A 16598-nucleotide genomic window follows, 5' to 3' on the forward strand; every position below is an offset into this window, starting at 1 on the left:
CGATGAAGAAACGATGAGGTTAAGTGTGACGAGCGTATTGTCCGAAAAACAGGTGCTGATCTAGGGGCGCTTACCTTCCTGCCAGCAGCGGGCCCACTTGCGCCGCCAGGCAAAAGGACGCAGGCAGACGGGACAGATCTTCTCGGGTAGATGGGGTTTGAGGTGCATGTGGCGGCCCTGTTGATGCCCTTGGTTTCTCTCTGCCTCCTTAACGAAGCACCATACGGTCGGGATCACTGGGAGAGCAGAAAGAGGCAATAGGGGGGGATTGCCACTCATGAAAAAGGCCCCCGAACCTGCCGGTTCGGGGGCCCTTGTTCTCGTAGCCGTTACTGGCTGCTGAAGAGCCTGGGCTGGGGAGTGGACTGCGCCGTCAGGGTCATGCGGCCCGAGGTTTCCAGCCAGCTCTTGATCTTTCTGGCATCGGCGACCCGTTCATCCGTGGTGTTGGCGTGAAGCAGCACCATGACCACGGGCTCGTTGTTGACCCGGGTTCCCATCACCAGGCAGCGCCCCGCCTCGCGGATATAACCGGTCTTGGAGACCAGAATGGGCCAGCTTCCTTCCCGTACCAGGCGGTTGGAGTTGAGGTAGTGCAGCTGGCGCTTGCCGTTGCGTACCAGACGCTGCTCGGAGGCGGTGTACTGGCGGATCAGCGGGTAGGTGGATGCGGCAGCAGCCAGTTTGGCGAGATCGTGTGCGGTGGAGACGTTGCGGGGGTTGAGCCCGGTGCTGTCGGCGAAATGAGTGCTCCACATGCCGAGCATGCGGGCCTTGGCATTCATTGCCTCGATAAAGGCTTTGCGACCACCCGGGTAGTGCCGTCCCAATGCGGAGGCGGCGCGATTTTCAGAGGACATCAGGGCGATGTGCAGCATGTCGGCGCGACTCAGACGCGAGCCCACCGCGAGGCGCGACCCGGTGCCCTTGAGTCTGTCCACGTCATCCATGGTGACGGTGAGGGTCTCGTTGAGGCGCTGATTGCCATCCAGTACCACCAGCGCTGTCATCAGCTTGGTGATGGAGGCGATGGACATCACCCGGTTGGCGTTGCGCTCTGCCAGGGTCTCGCCGGTTTTCGGGTTGACGACCACGTAGGCATCGGATCTCAGCGGTAGGTTGCTGCGGGGTTCGAGCAGGCTGTTGGTGGAAGAAGAGGTCGCAGAAAACGGGTTGGCATGGGCGCTTTCCATGCTGGCGGGAAGGAGGAAGGCGCCGAGCAGCAAGGGAAGAAAAGGACGAAGGTTCATGATTTGACTCTACTACGACTCACAGGGACATTTGGCTAAGTTATATGACGGTAATTGACGCTTCACAACGTCTGGTGGCCGGATATTTCCATTTTATGGGCCAGCGCACCTTGAAATCCCCCGCATCGGGGCTATTGGGCCCGCAAAAGGGAGTCATAGAAGCCTGTCAGGCCATGCCAGACACGCCACTACGGGGGCGCACTATATGCTGGCGAGGGGCGAGATGACGACTCTTTTTGCACCTTTCGGCGCCTTGGGATGATGAAAAGGTTGTTCATGGCGACCATGGCGATAAAAACGGCGCCCGGCAGGGAAGATGGCCCGCTGCATTATCGCCGTTTTGCCCCGCGTCATCCTCCCATCATCCGCGCGGTCTGAATGGCCTGGATCAACGCGGCCCGATTGATGCGGGGGCGCTCCTCGTCCAGCAACTGCTGCCAGAGGGCGATGGCCTGGGAGTAGCGACCGTGCAGGAAGTGATCGGAGGCGAGCAGCATCAGGGCGCTCACCTCGCCTTTGTCCTGCTTGAGGGCGCTCTCCAGCAGGCGGGTTGCCTCGGGAGTCAGCTGCTGGCCCGCCTGATAGTAGAGCACGGTAGCCTGTGCGGCCTGGGTCGCAGCGCTGGCGCCCCCTTCTTGCAGGGCGAGACGCTGGTAGGCGAGCAGGGCGTTGTCGTACTCGTCCCGATAGAGATAGAGCTGGCCGAGCGCCGCCCAGCCGTCGAGATCGGCGGGGTTGGCTTGCAGGCGCTGGTGCAAGGCGCCCAGCTCCTTGTCCTGCAGATCCCGCGGGCTCAATCCCGCCAGCGGATCGGGGCGCGACTGATAAGCCAGCCACGCCTGATAGCGGCCGGTGCCAGCATAAATACCGGCCATCAGCGCCAGCAGCAGGCCCCCAAGCAGTATCCAGGTGCGCAGCCAGAGCTGCGGACGAGCGGTGCGATCTCTTACCAGCCGCTCGCGCAGGGCCTGCTCGGCGGTTGGGGTGGCGTTGGCGAGGCGGGCCAGCTCCAGCTCCCGGTAGAGGCGGCTGTGGGGGGCAAGCCCCGCCTGCTGCTCGGCCATGATCAGCCGGTTCAGTTCGGCCCTGGGGTCGTGGGCGAGCACCCCCTCGGCTCTGTCGCCGACAAGCGGCACCCGCGCCGGTTGCCGGCGATGCAGGCTCCTGCGCAGGCGATTGAGGGCCAGCAACAGCAAGAGGGCGGGGCCGCCCCACAGCAGCGCCGTGCTGCGCTTGAAGGGGGGATCGTAGCGCACGAAGTCGCCGAAGCGCTCCGTCATGCGGGCGATCACCTGCTCATCAGACTGCCCCTCGTCCACCCAGCGGTAGACTTCGAGCCGCAGATCCCGGGCGATGGGGGAGTTGGACTCCACCAGGTTCTGGTTCTGGCACTGGGGGCAGCGCAGGGCGCGGGCCAGCTCCTGAGCGCGGGTCTGCCGCTCGGGGTGGCGAAACTCATAGGTGTCGACCCCGCTGGCAAGGGCCCCGAGGCTCAAGGCCAGCAAGAGCGGCGCGATCAGGGCGTGGCCGAGACGGCTCATGGCTTGCTCTCCTGCACTTGTTTCTCTACTTCTCTTTCCACTTCGGGCTGGCTAGCGGTGTTGCTGCGGGCCTCGGCAAGTAGAGGGGCAAACTGGCGTTGCCAGATCTCCCGGGTGAGCAGGCCGGTATGACGGGTCAACAGGGTGCCGTCGCCGGCGAAGAGATAGGTCTCCGGCGTGCCGTAGACGCCTAGCTCCAGTGCGAGTCGGCCGTCGGGGTCGGCCAGCACGGCGCGATAGGGGTTACCCGCCTCGGTGAGCCAGGCGCGGGCGGGGTCTCCCTTGTCTCGGTAGTTGAGGCCATAGAGGGGCACGGCGCTGGCCAGCTCACCCAGCAGCGAATGCTCGGCGCGGCAGTTGGGGCACCAGCTGGACCAGACGTTGAGCACAAAGGGCTCCCCCTTGAGTGCCGCGGTGTGGATGGGGGCGCCGCCAAACAGATCGTCACTCTGCCAGGCGGGCAGGGTACGCCCTGCGACGGCCTCATCCTGGCTGTAGGGGTTGTTGCCAAGGCCGAGACAGAGCAGGGCACCGAGCCCCAGGGTGAGCACGAGCGGCACGAACAGGCGCAGACGGGCGTTCATAAGGACTCCTGTTCAAGCCGAGGGGAGGGGGCGGTCGCTGGCGCAGGATGGTTAGCCAGCAGCGGTCGGCGGGCGAGCAGGCGCAGGGCGCCGCCCGTCATCATCAACAGGCCGCCGAGCCAGATCCAGCGCACCAGCGGCTTGTAGTGAAGCCGCATGGCATAGGCGCCGGGTCCCATCTTCTCGCCAAGCACCACGTAGAGATCGCCAAACAGCCCCCACGCGATGCCGGGCTCGTTCATGTTCATGGTGCGCACGCTGTAGTGACGCCGCTCCGGGGTGAGCCGCGCCACCTCTTTACCGTCCTTGTGCACGCTAAGCGTGATGCGCTGGGCGGTGTAGTTGGGGCCGATGATCGGCTCGCTCCCCTCATAGCGAAACTCGAAGGCGCCGAGCCGATAGGGCTGGCCTGCGGCGAGTACCGCGCCCCCCTCCTGACTGTGGTAACTCACCTGCGCAATGCCGAGGGCGCACACCGCCACCCCGAGGTGGGCCAGCAGGCTGCCGAACCGATTGAGGGTGAGCTCGCGCAGGGCGACCGGTTGCAAGAGCGGGAGCAGCAGGCTGGCCATCAGCCAGAGGCTCAGCACGTTGGCCGCAAGCCCCAGCCAGCTTGCCCGCAGCGGCTCGGGATAGGCTAGGCTCAGCAAGGCGCCCCCCAGCAGGCCGAACAGGCATGGGAGCAGCACCTTGATGCGGCGCTGGGCTGCCAGATGCTGCCAGCGAAGGCGCGGCAGTTGGGTCATGAGCGCCATCAGGCAGAGGGCCAGCGGCACGAAGATGGTATTGAAATAGGGGGCGCCCACCGAGAGTGAACCCAGATGGAGCGACTGGAACACCATGGGGTAGAAGGTGCCGAGCAGCACGCTGGTGCAGGCCACGCTGAGCAGCAGGATGGCGGCGCCGAGCAGTCCCTCTTTTGACAGCAAGCCAAAGCGGGCATAGGGGGCGCGAATGTCCGCCCGCAGGGCAAACAGGGTGAGGGCGCAGGTCAATAGCAAGCCGAGCAGCAACAAGAGGGTGAGGCCGCGGCTGGGGTCCACCGCAAAGGCGTGTACCGAGGTGAGCACCCCGGAGCGCACCACGAAGGTACCGAGCAGGCTCAGCGAAAAGGTAAAGATGGAGAGCAGCAGCACGGCGTGGCCGTAAGCGCCGCGCTTCTCGCACACCACCAGGGCGTGCAGCAAGGCAGTGCCGAGCAGCCAGGGCAAGAGGGAGGCATTTTCTACCGGATCCCAGAACCACCAGCCGCCCCAGCCGAGCTCGTAATAGGCCCACCAGGAACCCAGCACGATGCCGGCGGTGAGAAAGACCCAGGAGCCGAGCGCCCAGGGGCGGCTCCAGTGGGCTACGGCGCCATCGAGCCGACCCGAGTGCAGCGCCGCCATGGCGAAGGCGAAGTTGACCGCAAAGCCGACATAACCGAGATAGAGCAGGGGCGGGTGGATGATGAGGCCGATGTCCTGCAGCATGGGGTTGAGATCGCGTCCCTCCAGCGGCCCCGGGAACTGGCGGTCAAACGGGCTGGAGAAGATCAGGGTATAGAGGCCAAACAGCCCGACGATCAGCCCCATGATGGCCAATACCCGGATTGTAATCAGCGGATCGACCCGCCTGGAGCAAAGGGCCACCAGGGCGCCCCACAGCCCCAGCGCAAAGACGAAAAAGAGCATGGAGCCTTCATGGCCGCCCCACACCGCTGCCAGCTTGAAGCCAAGGGGCAGGGCGCTGTTGGCGTGCTGGGCCACATAGACCAGGGTGAAGTCATCCTGGCCAAAACAGCTGGCGAGCAGCAGCAGGGCGGCCACCAACAGGAGCGCGACCAGGATGGCCAGCGGTGTTGCGCAGCCGAGCAGCGGGCGTGAGGCGAGCCGCAGCCCCAGCCAGGGCAGCAGCCCTTGCAGCAGGGCGAGCCCGGTCGCCAGCAACAGTGAGAGATAGCCGAGCTCCGCCAGCACACAACCTCCAGTCAATCATTTGTCTATGTTATGCCGCAGCGTCTGCACCGTACCGGCGCTGAGGGATAACATCCACCTTTCTGGCAACAACCAATCGCAACAACTCATCGCCACAAACAAGCGCCAGTCACCCGAAGGGCGGCTGGCGCTTATCCCCAGCTTTCAATAACCGGTTCACTATCCGTCGCGAGAGGTTGTCAGCAAGGTAAAGAGCAGCGCAGGAACCGGAGTGTATGTGAATACATGAGGATTCCGAGCAGCACATGAGCCTTGATCACGGCCTCGCAGCAGGAGCGTGAACCGATTTTTAAACTACCGTCATCTGGCCGGCATAGAGCACGAAGTAGCGCAGCAGCAGGATCCCCACCAGGGTCAGGCTGCAGACCAGTACCAGATAGCCGTTTTTGGCCCGCAGCGGCGCGGGGGCCAGCAGGGCCAGCAACTGGGGCAGCAGCATGCCGATGCCCACCACCCCGAGCCAGAACACCTGAGCCCAGAAGCCGCTGCCGATGGCGGCCCACATGGCTGCCTCCTTCTTGCCGCCACCGAAGTAGAGGCCGGTAAAGAAGCAGACCAGCAGCAACACCTCCACCGCCAGCACCGGCCGCTCGAAGCGGTGGACAAAGCTCACCCCCTGGCTGTGATGGTTCTCCTTAAACAGGGTGACCGCCAGCAAGATGGTGGAAGCGATGCCGGAGCTGACGCCGGAGATGAGGAACAGCACCGGCAGCACCGGGTTGTTCAAGAGCGGATAGGTCTTGAGCGCCGACAGCAGAAAGCCGGTGTAGGCCCCCAAGAGCACGGCGAGCAGCAGCAAGAGCGGCGCCAGCAGCCGCTCGATGCGGGCGAGCCAGCCAATCAGACCATCCACAAAGGCGAACTTCTCTTGCAGCAGGTGACTGCGCAAGGTCTCGATCTCGGCCCGAAATACCACCGCCAGCCAGGCAAACAGCACCGCCATGTAGACCTGAAACAGCATGACCCCCATCGACATCACGGAGTCGAACTGGTAGTGGAACATCAGCTTCCAGAAGGTCCAGGGGCGGGCCAGGTGGAAGATGAGGATCAGTAACCCCAGCACCACGCTCACCGGCGCCAGAATGGCGGTCGCCTTGATGATGCTGCTCTCGCTGCCGGCTCCCTTGCGGCGCAGCAGCACCGAGAGGCTGGTGGCCCCGGCGGAGATGCCGAGCAGAAAGAGATAGATGGCGATTGGCCAGTCCCAGACAAGTGAAGGGAAGTGAAATGCGTCATGCAACATGATCCATTCCTCCTTCTGTTACTGCGGTAGATGGCGATCGGACAAATCCCCACACAAGGGAAGGGAAGTGAAATGCCTCTTGCATCGTCATGACTTTATCTCCCCTTTGGGCACGCGGTACATCTTGGGCGAAGTGCCGAGTGCCTGCTTGTAGCGATAGGTGGTCTCCTTTACCAGCCGTTTGGCGATGGGGCTGTCCGGGTCATCCAGATTGCCGAACACCAGCGCCTTGGTGGGGCAGGATTCCACGCAGGCCGGCTCCTTGCCCGCCGCCAGGTTGGTCCTGCGGCAAAAGTCGCACTTGTCGGCCACCTTGGTCACAGGGTTGATAAAGCGCACCTGATAGGGGCAGGCGGCCAGACAGTACATGCAGCCGACGCAAAGATCCGGGTTGACGTCGACGATGCCATCCTCCTTGCGGATATGGGAGGCACCGGTCGGGCAGACGTGCACGCAGGGAGCGTTGTCGCAGTGCTGGCAGGACTTGCGAAAGAAGTGGTACTCGGCATCGGGGAAGGTGCCGATGGGGCCGGAGCGGATGATCTCGAGGCGCGAGACCCCCTCTGGCACCTGATTCACCTCCCGGCAGGCATCCATGCAGGCGGTACAGCCGATACAGGCCGTCTCGTCGTGGATCATGCCAAAGCGTACCCCGTCGATGGTCTGGCTGTGGGCGAGGGGGGTGGCAAGGGAGCGAGTCGGCCCTGTCATCATGATGAGGGCCCCCGCACTCATCCCCGCCATGAAGTGACGGCGAGAGCAGCTCATGGTGCCTCCTTGCCCGAGGTGGTGTTCGCCTTGGCCGCCTTGACGACCTCATGCTGCTTGCTGTGGCAGTCGACGCAGAGCTTGATGCGGGACTTCTCCGGAATCGCCACCATGGGCTCCTTGGCCGGGTGCAGCTGGTGGCAGCTGGTGCAGGTGAGCTTGGTAGCGTGCACGTCGTGGGCCCAGAGCGCCTCGCGCAGCACTTTGGGCTCGTGACAGCTCATGCAGACCCCGTTCTGCTCGGCGATGGGGTAGCTCTCGGTACTCTGTTTGTTATTGAAGCTGTCGCTAAAGCGCATCACGTCCTTGACCCCTTCCCGGTGTTGAGGGGAGGGTTGACCGTGGCAGTTGGTGCAGGTTACCGGCGCCAGGTTGTTGGGGTTGGTCGCCTGGCCGTGCTTGCCGTGCATGCCTTCGACCTGCTCCTTGTGGCAGTCGGTGCAGGCCTTGTCGGCACTGCGCAGAAATTCCACTTCATGTGTAGTCGGTGCCGGGGCGGTTGCCGCATCGGCCGCCTGGCCCTGCAGGCTGGTGAGCAGCATGGCTGCCATCAGCATCAGTCGTAAGAAATCCATTGTTAAATCACCCATAGGAAGCCTCCATCCGGCTGCGGGCCCGACACTGGGGGCCCGCATGCCTCGTCATTGTGCGAGCCGTCCGGCCGCTTTGGCCTCGGCATCCCAGGCGGGGACTGTGGTCTTGAGGAACTGGGCCTTGTCGCTGTTCATCTGCTTCATGTCCATGCCAAGAGCGGCCTGGGCCTTCTCCTTGCTGGAGATGTCAGGAATGGCGATCTCGTGGCTGATCCCCTTGGCGGCCAGCAGGCGTGCCAGCTTGGTGCGGGCATCGGCGGCCTTGTCCAGGGCGGTTCCCAGCATGCGCAGCGCCACTTCCGGGGCGTGCATCTGCACCCCGTGGGAGGCGATGGAGAAGTCCCAGCGCCATTGGGCGTGACGGATGTCCTGCAGAATGTCCTTCATCTCGGCCTCGGTGGCGCCGGCATCCCAGGCGGCCTTGGCTTCAAAGTGGGCGTGCACCAGCTGCTTCTCGACTTTGAGCTTGATTTCGGTGACGGCGTCCTTGCGCTGCTTGACCACCCCTTGCAGCATCTCCTTGCTCTGGGTGTGGCAGTTGCGGCAGGTCTGATCGAAGCGATCGAAGGGGTTGCCTACCTTGTGATCCGTGTAGACCTTGCCCTGTTCGTTCTGCACCTTGGGCATGTGGCAGTCGACGCAGGCGACGTTGTTCTGGCCGTGAATGCCGGCGCGCCAGGTCTCGTACTCGGGGTGCTGGGCTTTGAGCATGGGGGTCTTGGAGAGGGCATGGGTCCAGTCGGCAAAGCCAATCTCGTCGTAATACTCTTCCATCTGCTCAACAGTCGTACCCTTGTCCCAGGGGAATTTCACCGCCTTGGTGGGGCCGCTGAAGTAGTACTCCACGTGGCACTGGCCGCACACCTGAGACTGCTGATCGAAGCGCCCCTGCTCCTTGAACGGCTTGCCGATAGCGGTCATGGCCCGGTCGGCATAGGGACGGGAGAGGTGCAGGGCGGGTTTCCCTTCCTTGAACTCTTTCGAGGCGGTGTCGTGGCAGTCGGCGCAGCCGATGGTGTTGACGATCTCCGGTCCGCCTTTTGCCCACATGCCCTTGAAGTAGCCATCCTCACCCCTCTCGTCGATGACGCGGGCCACGTCCGGGCCTTTGCAACTCCAGCAGGCCATGGGCAGCGGACCGTCTTCGGCAGTCTTGGGGGCGCCGGTACGCAGGGTTTCCCGCACGTCGGTCAGCGCATAGAAGTGGCCGCGCGGCTTGTTGTAATCCTTGGAGAAGGGGTAGCCGGCCCAGAGCACCACCATCTGCGGATCTTCCGCCAGGGCGTCGGTGCGCTCGCGGCTCTCGCTGGTGCCTTTCCAGCTGGTGAACTGATCGGCGTGATCCTTGGCGAACAGCTCGCTGCGCGCCTCGATCTTGCCCTTGCTTTGTGCCTCGTCGGCCGCCTGTGCCCAGCCGCTGGTGCCAAGGCAGGTGGTAAGCAGCAGGGCGGCGAGGCCCAGCCTGGTCTGTCTGTTGTGTGAACTCACGATCATCACTCCCAAATCGATCTCATTGCCAAGCCTGACCGTTCCATCCTGGATGTGGGCATCAGCCCCCGCACTAGGCAGGAGCAGGCAGGCCGATTAATTGTTATTAGTGAATAAAACCCATGTATTTATGCGATTGCTCGAGCTGGATATTACCAAATGGGTAAAACGAATGATGATTTATCGGGAGCGGGATTGCGCTAGATCAATTGGCGGAGCCGGCAACAAGCGGAAATGAGATCCCGGTTAAATTATGAGGAAACTCAACTTATTGCACCATTGTTAACGCTGTTGTCTGGCGACAGTGGGCTCAGTTGCCCGCCAGCCCGCGTCCGGCAAGGAAATGTGCGTCAAATGGCGCGAGCTGTATTCATTTAGGGATAGAAAATTTCTAATGTATATATATGCATTATTAACTTTAGGGGAGGGAGTCATTATAATCCCCTTATTGCCGGATTCAATCAGAGGATTGTCCATGGATACCATGGCCTATTCGAACGATGATCCAGTAAAAAGAGCCGGCGCTTGCCGGCTCTTTTTCCATCTGGTGTTTGCTTGTCGGCCTCTTTGCCGAGCGGGCCGTCTGGCCTAGCGTGGCAAGGGGATCAAGCCAGGGCCTGGGCCAGCAGGTGGATGGGGTGTTCGCAGCGGAACGCTGTGCTCATCTCGATCTGCCATTTGCAGGTTTCGCAGTCGGTGATGACCAGATCGGGCTTGAGCCGGTTTATCTGATCAAACAGCCCCTCGCCGATGGCCTGGCTGGTCTGGTAGTTCTCCGACTTGAAGCCGTAGGTACCGGCGATGCCGCAGCACTGGGAGTCCAGCACCGTCACCTTGACCCCTGGGATGGCGCGCAGCAGCTCCAGGGTATAGATGACCCCCCCCATCTTCTCCATGTGGCAGGGGGTGTGGTAGGCGATGTGCAGATTGAGCGGCTTCATCGCCGGCTTGTTGCCCTGGTAGAACTCGTTCCACAGGAAGCGGGTCACCAGCGAGATGCGATCGCGCACCTTGTGGTTGTCCTGCTCCAGCAGGTGGGGGTATTCGTCGCGCAGGGTGAAGCCGCAGGTGGAGGAGGTGGCTAGTAGCGGCATCTCGTTGCCGAGCAGGGTGTTCTCCAGCTGCTGGATGTTGAAGGCCGCCTGCTGCTTGGCCTTGTCCATGAAGCCGTTGGCAATCAGCGGCACGCCGCAGCACTTCTCCCGCTCCAGCAGCTGGACGCCGATGTTCATGGCGTTGAGCACCTGCACCAGCTCCTTGCCAAGTTGCGGGTGGTTGTAGTTGACGTAGCAGCCGTGGAAGTAGGCAATTTGGCGCGTAAAGCGGGCCTGACTCGCTTTCTGCTTTTTGTACCAGCCGCGGAAGGTGCCCTGGGAGTATTTGGGCAGGTCGCGGTGGGAGGAGACCCCCAGCGCCTTGTCCAGCACCAGCTTCATCGGCTTGAGGCCGGTGGTGAAGTTGACCACCGGGGCCATCAGGGTGGACATGCTGCCCATCAGGTCGGTGTGGGAGAGCACGAACTCGCGGATCCCCGGTTTGAAGCCGCTGTACTGGTGTTTGGCCTTGGCGATGATGTCGCCGATGCGCACCCCGCTCGGGCAGGCCACTTCGCAGCGCTTGCAGTTGGTGCAGTACTTGAGGGCGCTGTCAAAGAGCTCCGGGCTCTTGATGCGCAGCCGCTCCCCATCCGGGCCCGCCTGCTTGGGGCCTGGGTAGGCCGGGTTGGCCTTGGCCACCGGGCAGTAGGCGGTACAGACGGTGCATTTGATGCACTGATCGAAGGTTTGGTTGGCATGATCCAGTAGCATGTCAGTTCTCCTCCCGTTGGGTGTGAAGGCACGGGATATGGGACAAAATCGTCATTGGGCTGAACTCAAAATATGACCGGCAGCCTGCCAGCCGGTGGCAACGGCCACGCCTGAGCCTGACCCTTCTTTTATGGGGTCATAGTGCGCCAGCACGCTACCGGCGCCGTAGAGGTTGACGAGCGGTTTGCCGCCACGCAGCACTCTGAGCTTGTCGTCGGTCTTGACCCCGAAACCCATGAAGGGGTGGTGGTCGAACAGGCGGCGGCCGGCCCAGGCGTCGCGCTCGGGCAGGCTCAGCACGTCGGCGTTGAAGATGGGCTCACGAATGCCGCGCAGGCGCGACTCCAGCCCGCGGCTGAAGAAGCTGCCGGAGGCGAGTACAAAGTTATCCGCTTCAAAGAGTTGATCGTCGCCATTCTGGCTGTGCACGCCGATGACCCGATCTCCGTCGTAACGGGCGCCCAGCACCCGCTCGCTGGTGAGGAAGGTGCCGCCAAGGGCCATGAAGCGGCGCTTGAGGGCCTCCTGCATCCGCATGCCAATAAGCGACGGCGGCATGGTGGCAACCTCCTTGATGATGCAGCCGGTGCGCTGCTCCAGCTCCGTCAGGCGCGGGCCGACCAGCCCCAGCGACAGGCAGGCGGGCAGCACCAGGTGGCGGCAGCGCGGCTCACCGCTCTCCTGCACCATGCGGCTGATCTCGCGGGCTAGATCCGTCAGCAGGTCATGCTGGCCATTGCCCTGCTTGTCAAACAGGCGGGCGATGTCGGCGGAGCGAAACTCGTGGGGATTGCGGCTGAACTCGGCCAGCTGGGGCAGCCGAATTTCCCCGGTCAGGATGCGGCAGTGGGCGAAGCGCGCGTGGGTCGCGAGATTCGCTGCCGCGAGCTCGGGGTGAAAGTCGCGAAATCCCTCCAGGGTGGCCAGCAGGATGGCGTCGGGGGCCGGTGCATCGGTCACGCAGGCGCAGGTGTCGGGGGAGAGCCAGGTGGCTTTGAGGGTGCCGATGGGGGTCAGCCGCTGGTGGTTGCGCTCCTGGCGAAACAGCGGCAAGCCCTGGGCGGCGCAGTGGCGTTGCAGATCATCGAGGCTCGCCGCGATATGGGCCAGCCCCACCTTGCTGTAGGGATGCTCGGGGTTGGCGGCCATAAAGGCGGGCAGGGCGGCGCGGGGATCTCCCTCGCTCTCCAGCAGATCCACCGAGCCGGAGGAGAAGTGCAGGGCGCTCTGGCCGGAGGCCATCAGCAGGGTCTTCTGGCCGGCCTCGGCCAGGCGCAGGGCCGCGGAGAGGCCCGCCATGCCGCCGCCGATAGCGATGCTGTCAAATTTCATGGCTGCGCTCCTTGGTGGGATTGGCGGTGCTGGCGTCTTGCGGGAAGGGGGGCTCGGCCACCAGGTGGGGGGCCGTCCACTCGCCAAGGCCGAACAGCCCCTCGTAGATCCAGTAGGTAAATTCGGCTTCGCGCAGGGCATCGCCCCACAGCACGGGGCGGGTGCCCTTGTAGCGCTCCTCCAGGAACTGGCGCAGCATGACGCAAGCCTGGCGGCCGTCGGCCTTGCCGTACTCCTGCATCAGGCCGGCGGCGCGATAGGCGCACAGCTCCCCCTGACAGGGTCCCATGCCCAGACGAGTGCGGCGGCGCAGATCCACCAGGTTGTCCACATCCAGCTCGCGCAGGGCGTATTCGATTTCACCTGCGGTCACCATCTCGCATTCGCAGATGAGGGCGTTGGCCTTGGGATTGTCGCGGAAAAAGGCGATGACCCGCTCGCCGTGACGGTACTGGGCCGAGCCTTCAGCCGGGACCGAGAGACCGGGGGCGGAGACCTTCTCCGGATCCCGCGAGCCGGGCAGGCTCAGTTCAGCGGTGCGGCACGGTTTGCTGTTGCCAAGCTTCTTGGCAAGCAAGTCGGTGGCCCATTCTGCCATCAGCCGGTAGGTCATCAGCTTGCCGCCGGTGATGGTGTTGAAGCCCTTGAGCCCGTCGCGCTCGGCGTGATCCAGCAGCACTATGCCACGGCTAATGTTGCGGCCGGACTCGTCGCCATCCACCGCCACCAGCGGGCGAACCCCGGCATAGGCGCGCAGCAATCGGGTGCGGGCCATGATGGGGGCCAGTTTTATCCCTTCGCGCAGCAGCACTTCCACCTCTTCAGGCTCGACGGTGAGCTGGTCAATCTTGTGGTAATCGATGCGACTCGAGGTGGTGCCGATGAGGGAGATGGTATCGCCCGGCACCAGGATGTCCGCGTCCGCCGGTTTGCGGGCGCGGTTGAGCACCAGCTGGTTGATGCGGTAATCCATGATTAGCAGGGAGCCCTTGGCCGGGAACATGCGGATGCCGAGATCGGCGTACTCGCAGATCTGCTGGCCCCAGATGCCGGCGGCGTTGATCACCTCCTGGCACTCCACCTCGAACGCTTCGCCGGTGCGGGTGTTGATCGCCTTGACCCCGTGCACTCTGTCTTGGGTGCGCAGCAGCCCCAGCACCTTGCTGTGGGTGAAGATGCGGGCGCCGTGCTCCTTGGCATCCAGCACGTTGGCGGCAGCCAGACGGAAGGGGTCGACCGTGCCGTCCGGCACCTGAATGGCGCCGATCAGCGCCGGGTTGACGTTGGGTTCAAGGCGTAGCGCCTCGGCGGGATCCAGCTGGCGGGCGTCGATGCCCGCCAGGGCGCAGGCGTCCATGAAGGTATTTTGAAAATGGATGTCATCTTCCGGCAGGGTGATGAAGAGGCCGCCGGTGTCCTCGACGCAGTGGCTGGCGATCCGCTTGAGGATGCGGTTCTCCTGAATGCACTCGCGGGCGGACTCCTGATCCGTCACCGCGTAGCGGGCGCCGGAGTGAAGCAGGCCATGGTTGCGGCCCGTGGTGCCGGCGGCGATGTCGTCCCGCTCAAGCAGGATGCAGTCGATGCCGCGCAGTGCGCAATCGCGCATGATGCCGGCGCCGGTGGCGCCACCCCCTATGATGACGACTTGTGTGGTGATTCTTTTCATTCTTGCCCGTCTCATCTCTTCCAGATAAGGCCAGTGTGGCGCCTTCACGACGTAAAATGTTTGATATGGGCCAAATTAATGTTCGTAAACGCTCATTAAGTGTGAGGCGATGAGCGAAATGTGATGAACCTCACGTCACCGTCGAGGCGGGCAGGGGAAAGCATGACGGGAGGGGAGAAGGCCAGCCCGGGGGCTGGCCAGAGGGCGGCGTGGGGGAAACCTCAGCCGCAGCACTTCTTGAACTTCTTGCCGCTGCCACAGGGGCAGGGGTCGTTTCGCCCCACCCGCAGCGGCGCCGGATCCTGCTCGCCGTCGGTGTAGACCCAGCGCCCCTGATGGCGCACGAAGCGGGATCGCTCATGGAGGCAGTGACGTTCGTCCCCTTCCAGGAACCAGGCCTTGAATTCCACCATGCCGAGGGTGTCATCGGGGCCGCCCTGGCTGGTGAGGATCTCGAGGCCATCCCAGCGGGTGTCGGTCGATGAGAGGTCGGCCGCGGTCAGCCCGTTCAGATAGTCCGGGTGCCAGCTGTGTACCAGATATTCTCCCAATCCCAGCACGAAGGCGCTGTAGCGGGATCGCATCAGCTGCTCCGGGGTGGCGGCGGGCTGACCTGCGTGGAGTACACCGCAGCACTTGGCAAGAAAAAGAGAGGAACCGCAAGGACATAGGTTCATGAGTCAGCTCATCTGGTCGATAATTAAAGGTGGCGGGATTGTAGCGAACGCACTTCCCTTTCGGCCAGCTTCCCATGCCGTTTAGGCAGACATCATGCAGCAATGAACACAGCACAAAGGGTGACACAATGACACTTAAGCAGAAGATCCTGTTACTGGGGGCCATCCCCGTGCTGCTGATGGCCCTGGTGGTCAATCTCAGCAACTACCTGGTGGCCAGGAGCGATCTGGAATCGGATCTGGTGGTGGCGCGGGAGAGGGCAATCAAGGAGCGCAAGGCGCTGCTCAGCAGTTATCTGATGCTGGCCAAGACGGCCATCGAGGGCAGCTACGGCAAGCCTGACAGCCCCGAAGTGCGCCAGCAGGTGAAGGAGATATTGCGGCCGCTGCGCTATGGCAGCGACGGCTACTTCTTCGTCTACGACTATCAGGGCAATACCGTGCTGCTGCCGACCCGGCCCGAGATGGAGGGGAAGAACCGCTGGCAGGACAAGGATACCAAGGGTGCCTTCCTCATTCAGGGGATCATCAAGTCGGCGCGGGAAGGAGATGGCTTCTCGGAGTACTGGACCAACAAGCCCTCTATCGGGCGGGATGCCCCCAAGCTCTCCTTCAATCTGGTGCTCGACAAGTATCAGTGGGTCGTGGGCACGGGCTTCTACATCGACGACATCGACAATGAGCTGGCCACCCTGCGCAGCGAGCGGGAGGAGACCATGTATGGCTCCCTGAAAACCGGGGTGCTGTTCATCCTGGTGATCCTGGGGGTGACCCTGGCGGCCACCGTGGTGATCGGCAACCGGGTCACCCGCCCGCTGGCGGATGCGGTTGCCGCACTCAATGACATCGCCGACGGGGACGGGGATCTGACCCAGCGCCTCAAGGTGCAGAGCAAGGACGAGGTGGGGCAGCTGGCCGCCGCCTTCAACCGCTTCGTCGAGCGGATCCAGTCGGTGGTGAGCCAGGTGGGGGAGACCAGCCACCAGTTGCTGGGGGCCGTGGATCGGCTGCATAGCCTGAGCGAGCATGCGGACAGGCAGATGCAGGGCCATGGCAAGGAGACGGATCAGGTGGTGACCGCGGTGACCGAGATGAGCTCCACCGCCCAGGAGGTGGCGGCGAGCGCTTCCAACGCCGCCAGCGCCACCAGCGATGCGGCCCGCGAGTCCGATGCGGCCCGGGGGGTGGTGAACAGCGCCATCGGCAGCATCAACCGGCTGGTGGACGAAGTGCATGTGGCGGCCGGGGTCATCGAGCAGCTCGCCCACGAGACCGGCAAGATAGGCTCCGTGGTGGAGGTCATTCGCGGCATCGCCGATCAGACCAACCTGCTGGCCCTCAACGCCGCCATCGAGGCGGCCCGGGCGGGCGAGCAGGGGCGCGGCTTTGCGGTGGTGGCGGACGAGGTGCGATCCCTCGCGGGCCGTACCCAGCAGAGCACCAAAGAGATCAACGAGATGCTCCAGCGCCTGCAGGGCGGAGTGAAACAGGCGGTGGAGGTGATGCAGGCCAGCGAGGCACGCAGCCAGGAGACGGTGCAGGAGGCGAGCCACATCGCCAGCTCCCTGGACAGCATGGTGGCGGCGGTCGGCACCATCTTAAATGCGAAAGGGGACTCCCTCCGACGTAGGTGGGAGGGGAATTTCGCCGGGGCGTCAGCCCCGCTGGT

The 16598-nt window shown here is 63.5% G+C and carries 14 protein-coding genes; 1 reads left to right on the top strand and 13 read right to left on the bottom strand.

Features of this window, described 5'->3' with window-relative positions; genetic code table 11:
• Positions 1 to 60: 60 nt before the first annotated feature.
• From PG896_RS18365 to PG896_RS18425, 13 genes are all read right to left on the bottom strand, one after another.
• Positions 61 to 168, bottom strand: a complete 108-nt coding sequence (locus PG896_RS18365) for a DUF2256 domain-containing protein (RefSeq protein WP_270836047.1) — start codon at positions 166 to 168, stop codon at positions 61 to 63.
• Positions 169 to 329: 161 nt separating this feature from the next.
• A complete protein-coding gene (locus PG896_RS18370) occupies positions 330 to 1250 on the bottom strand; it encodes a serine hydrolase (protein ID WP_029314613.1) in 921 nt (306 codons plus the stop codon).
• Positions 1251 to 1600: 350 nt separating this feature from the next.
• A complete protein-coding gene (nrfF, locus tag PG896_RS18375) occupies positions 1601 to 2791 on the bottom strand; it encodes a heme lyase NrfEFG subunit NrfF (RefSeq protein WP_052815442.1) in 1191 nt (396 codons plus the stop codon).
• Positions 2788 to 3375 carry a DsbE family thiol:disulfide interchange protein gene (locus PG896_RS18380; RefSeq protein ID WP_052815441.1) on the bottom strand — a complete coding sequence of 196 codons (588 nt, stop codon included), beginning with the start codon at positions 3373 to 3375 and terminating at the stop codon, positions 2788 to 2790. Before PG896_RS18380 ends, nrfF begins: the two co-directional genes overlap by 4 nt.
• Positions 3372 to 5333, bottom strand: coding sequence for a heme lyase NrfEFG subunit NrfE (gene nrfE, locus PG896_RS18385; protein WP_052815440.1), 1962 nt, complete (start codon positions 5331 to 5333; stop codon positions 3372 to 3374). Before nrfE ends, PG896_RS18380 begins: the two co-directional genes overlap by 4 nt.
• A gap of 307 nt (positions 5334 to 5640) precedes the next feature.
• Positions 5641 to 6594 carry a cytochrome c nitrite reductase subunit NrfD gene (gene nrfD, locus PG896_RS18390; RefSeq protein ID WP_270836048.1) on the bottom strand — a complete coding sequence of 318 codons (954 nt, stop codon included), beginning with the start codon at positions 6592 to 6594 and terminating at the stop codon, positions 5641 to 5643.
• Positions 6595 to 6681: 87 nt separating this feature from the next.
• Complete coding sequence (locus PG896_RS18395; RefSeq protein ID WP_052815438.1) at positions 6682 to 7362, bottom strand: 4Fe-4S dicluster domain-containing protein; 681 nt, start codon at positions 7360 to 7362, stop codon at positions 6682 to 6684.
• Positions 7359 to 7952 (bottom strand): cytochrome c nitrite reductase pentaheme subunit, encoded by a 594-nt coding sequence (nrfB, locus tag PG896_RS18400; RefSeq protein WP_052815437.1) that lies wholly within the window; start codon positions 7950 to 7952, stop codon positions 7359 to 7361. Before nrfB ends, PG896_RS18395 begins: the two co-directional genes overlap by 4 nt.
• Positions 7953 to 8003: 51 nt before the next feature.
• Positions 8004 to 9449, bottom strand: coding sequence for an ammonia-forming nitrite reductase cytochrome c552 subunit (gene nrfA / locus PG896_RS18405; RefSeq protein ID WP_052815436.1), 1446 nt, complete (start codon positions 9447 to 9449; stop codon positions 8004 to 8006).
• A 599-nt stretch (positions 9450 to 10048) separates the two neighbouring features.
• Positions 10049 to 11251 (bottom strand): anaerobic glycerol-3-phosphate dehydrogenase subunit GlpC, encoded by a 1203-nt coding sequence (gene glpC, locus PG896_RS18410; protein ID WP_052815435.1) that lies wholly within the window; start codon positions 11249 to 11251, stop codon positions 10049 to 10051.
• 51 nt (positions 11252 to 11302) lie between these two features.
• A complete protein-coding gene (gene glpB / locus PG896_RS18415) occupies positions 11303 to 12583 on the bottom strand; it encodes a glycerol-3-phosphate dehydrogenase subunit GlpB (protein WP_052815434.1) in 1281 nt (426 codons plus the stop codon).
• A complete protein-coding gene (gene glpA, locus PG896_RS18420; RefSeq protein ID WP_069785654.1) occupies positions 12573 to 14252 on the bottom strand; it encodes an anaerobic glycerol-3-phosphate dehydrogenase subunit A in 1680 nt (559 codons plus the stop codon). The genes glpB and glpA overlap by 11 nt, the downstream gene beginning before the upstream one ends.
• 221 nt (positions 14253 to 14473) lie before the next feature.
• Positions 14474 to 14929, bottom strand: coding sequence for a YchJ family protein (locus PG896_RS18425; RefSeq protein WP_080989954.1), 456 nt, complete (start codon positions 14927 to 14929; stop codon positions 14474 to 14476).
• A 128-nt stretch (positions 14930 to 15057) separates the two neighbouring features.
• On the opposite strand from PG896_RS18425, the gene PG896_RS18430 reads away from it, so the two are divergent.
• The coding region (locus PG896_RS18430; RefSeq protein WP_270836051.1) for a methyl-accepting chemotaxis protein at positions 15058 to 16598 on the top strand (1541 nt) is incomplete at its 3' end.

It is taken from the genome of Aeromonas sp. QDB30, from assembly GCF_027707645.1.
In the GTDB taxonomy this organism is placed as follows: domain Bacteria; phylum Pseudomonadota; class Gammaproteobacteria; order Enterobacterales; family Aeromonadaceae; genus Aeromonas; species Aeromonas caviae.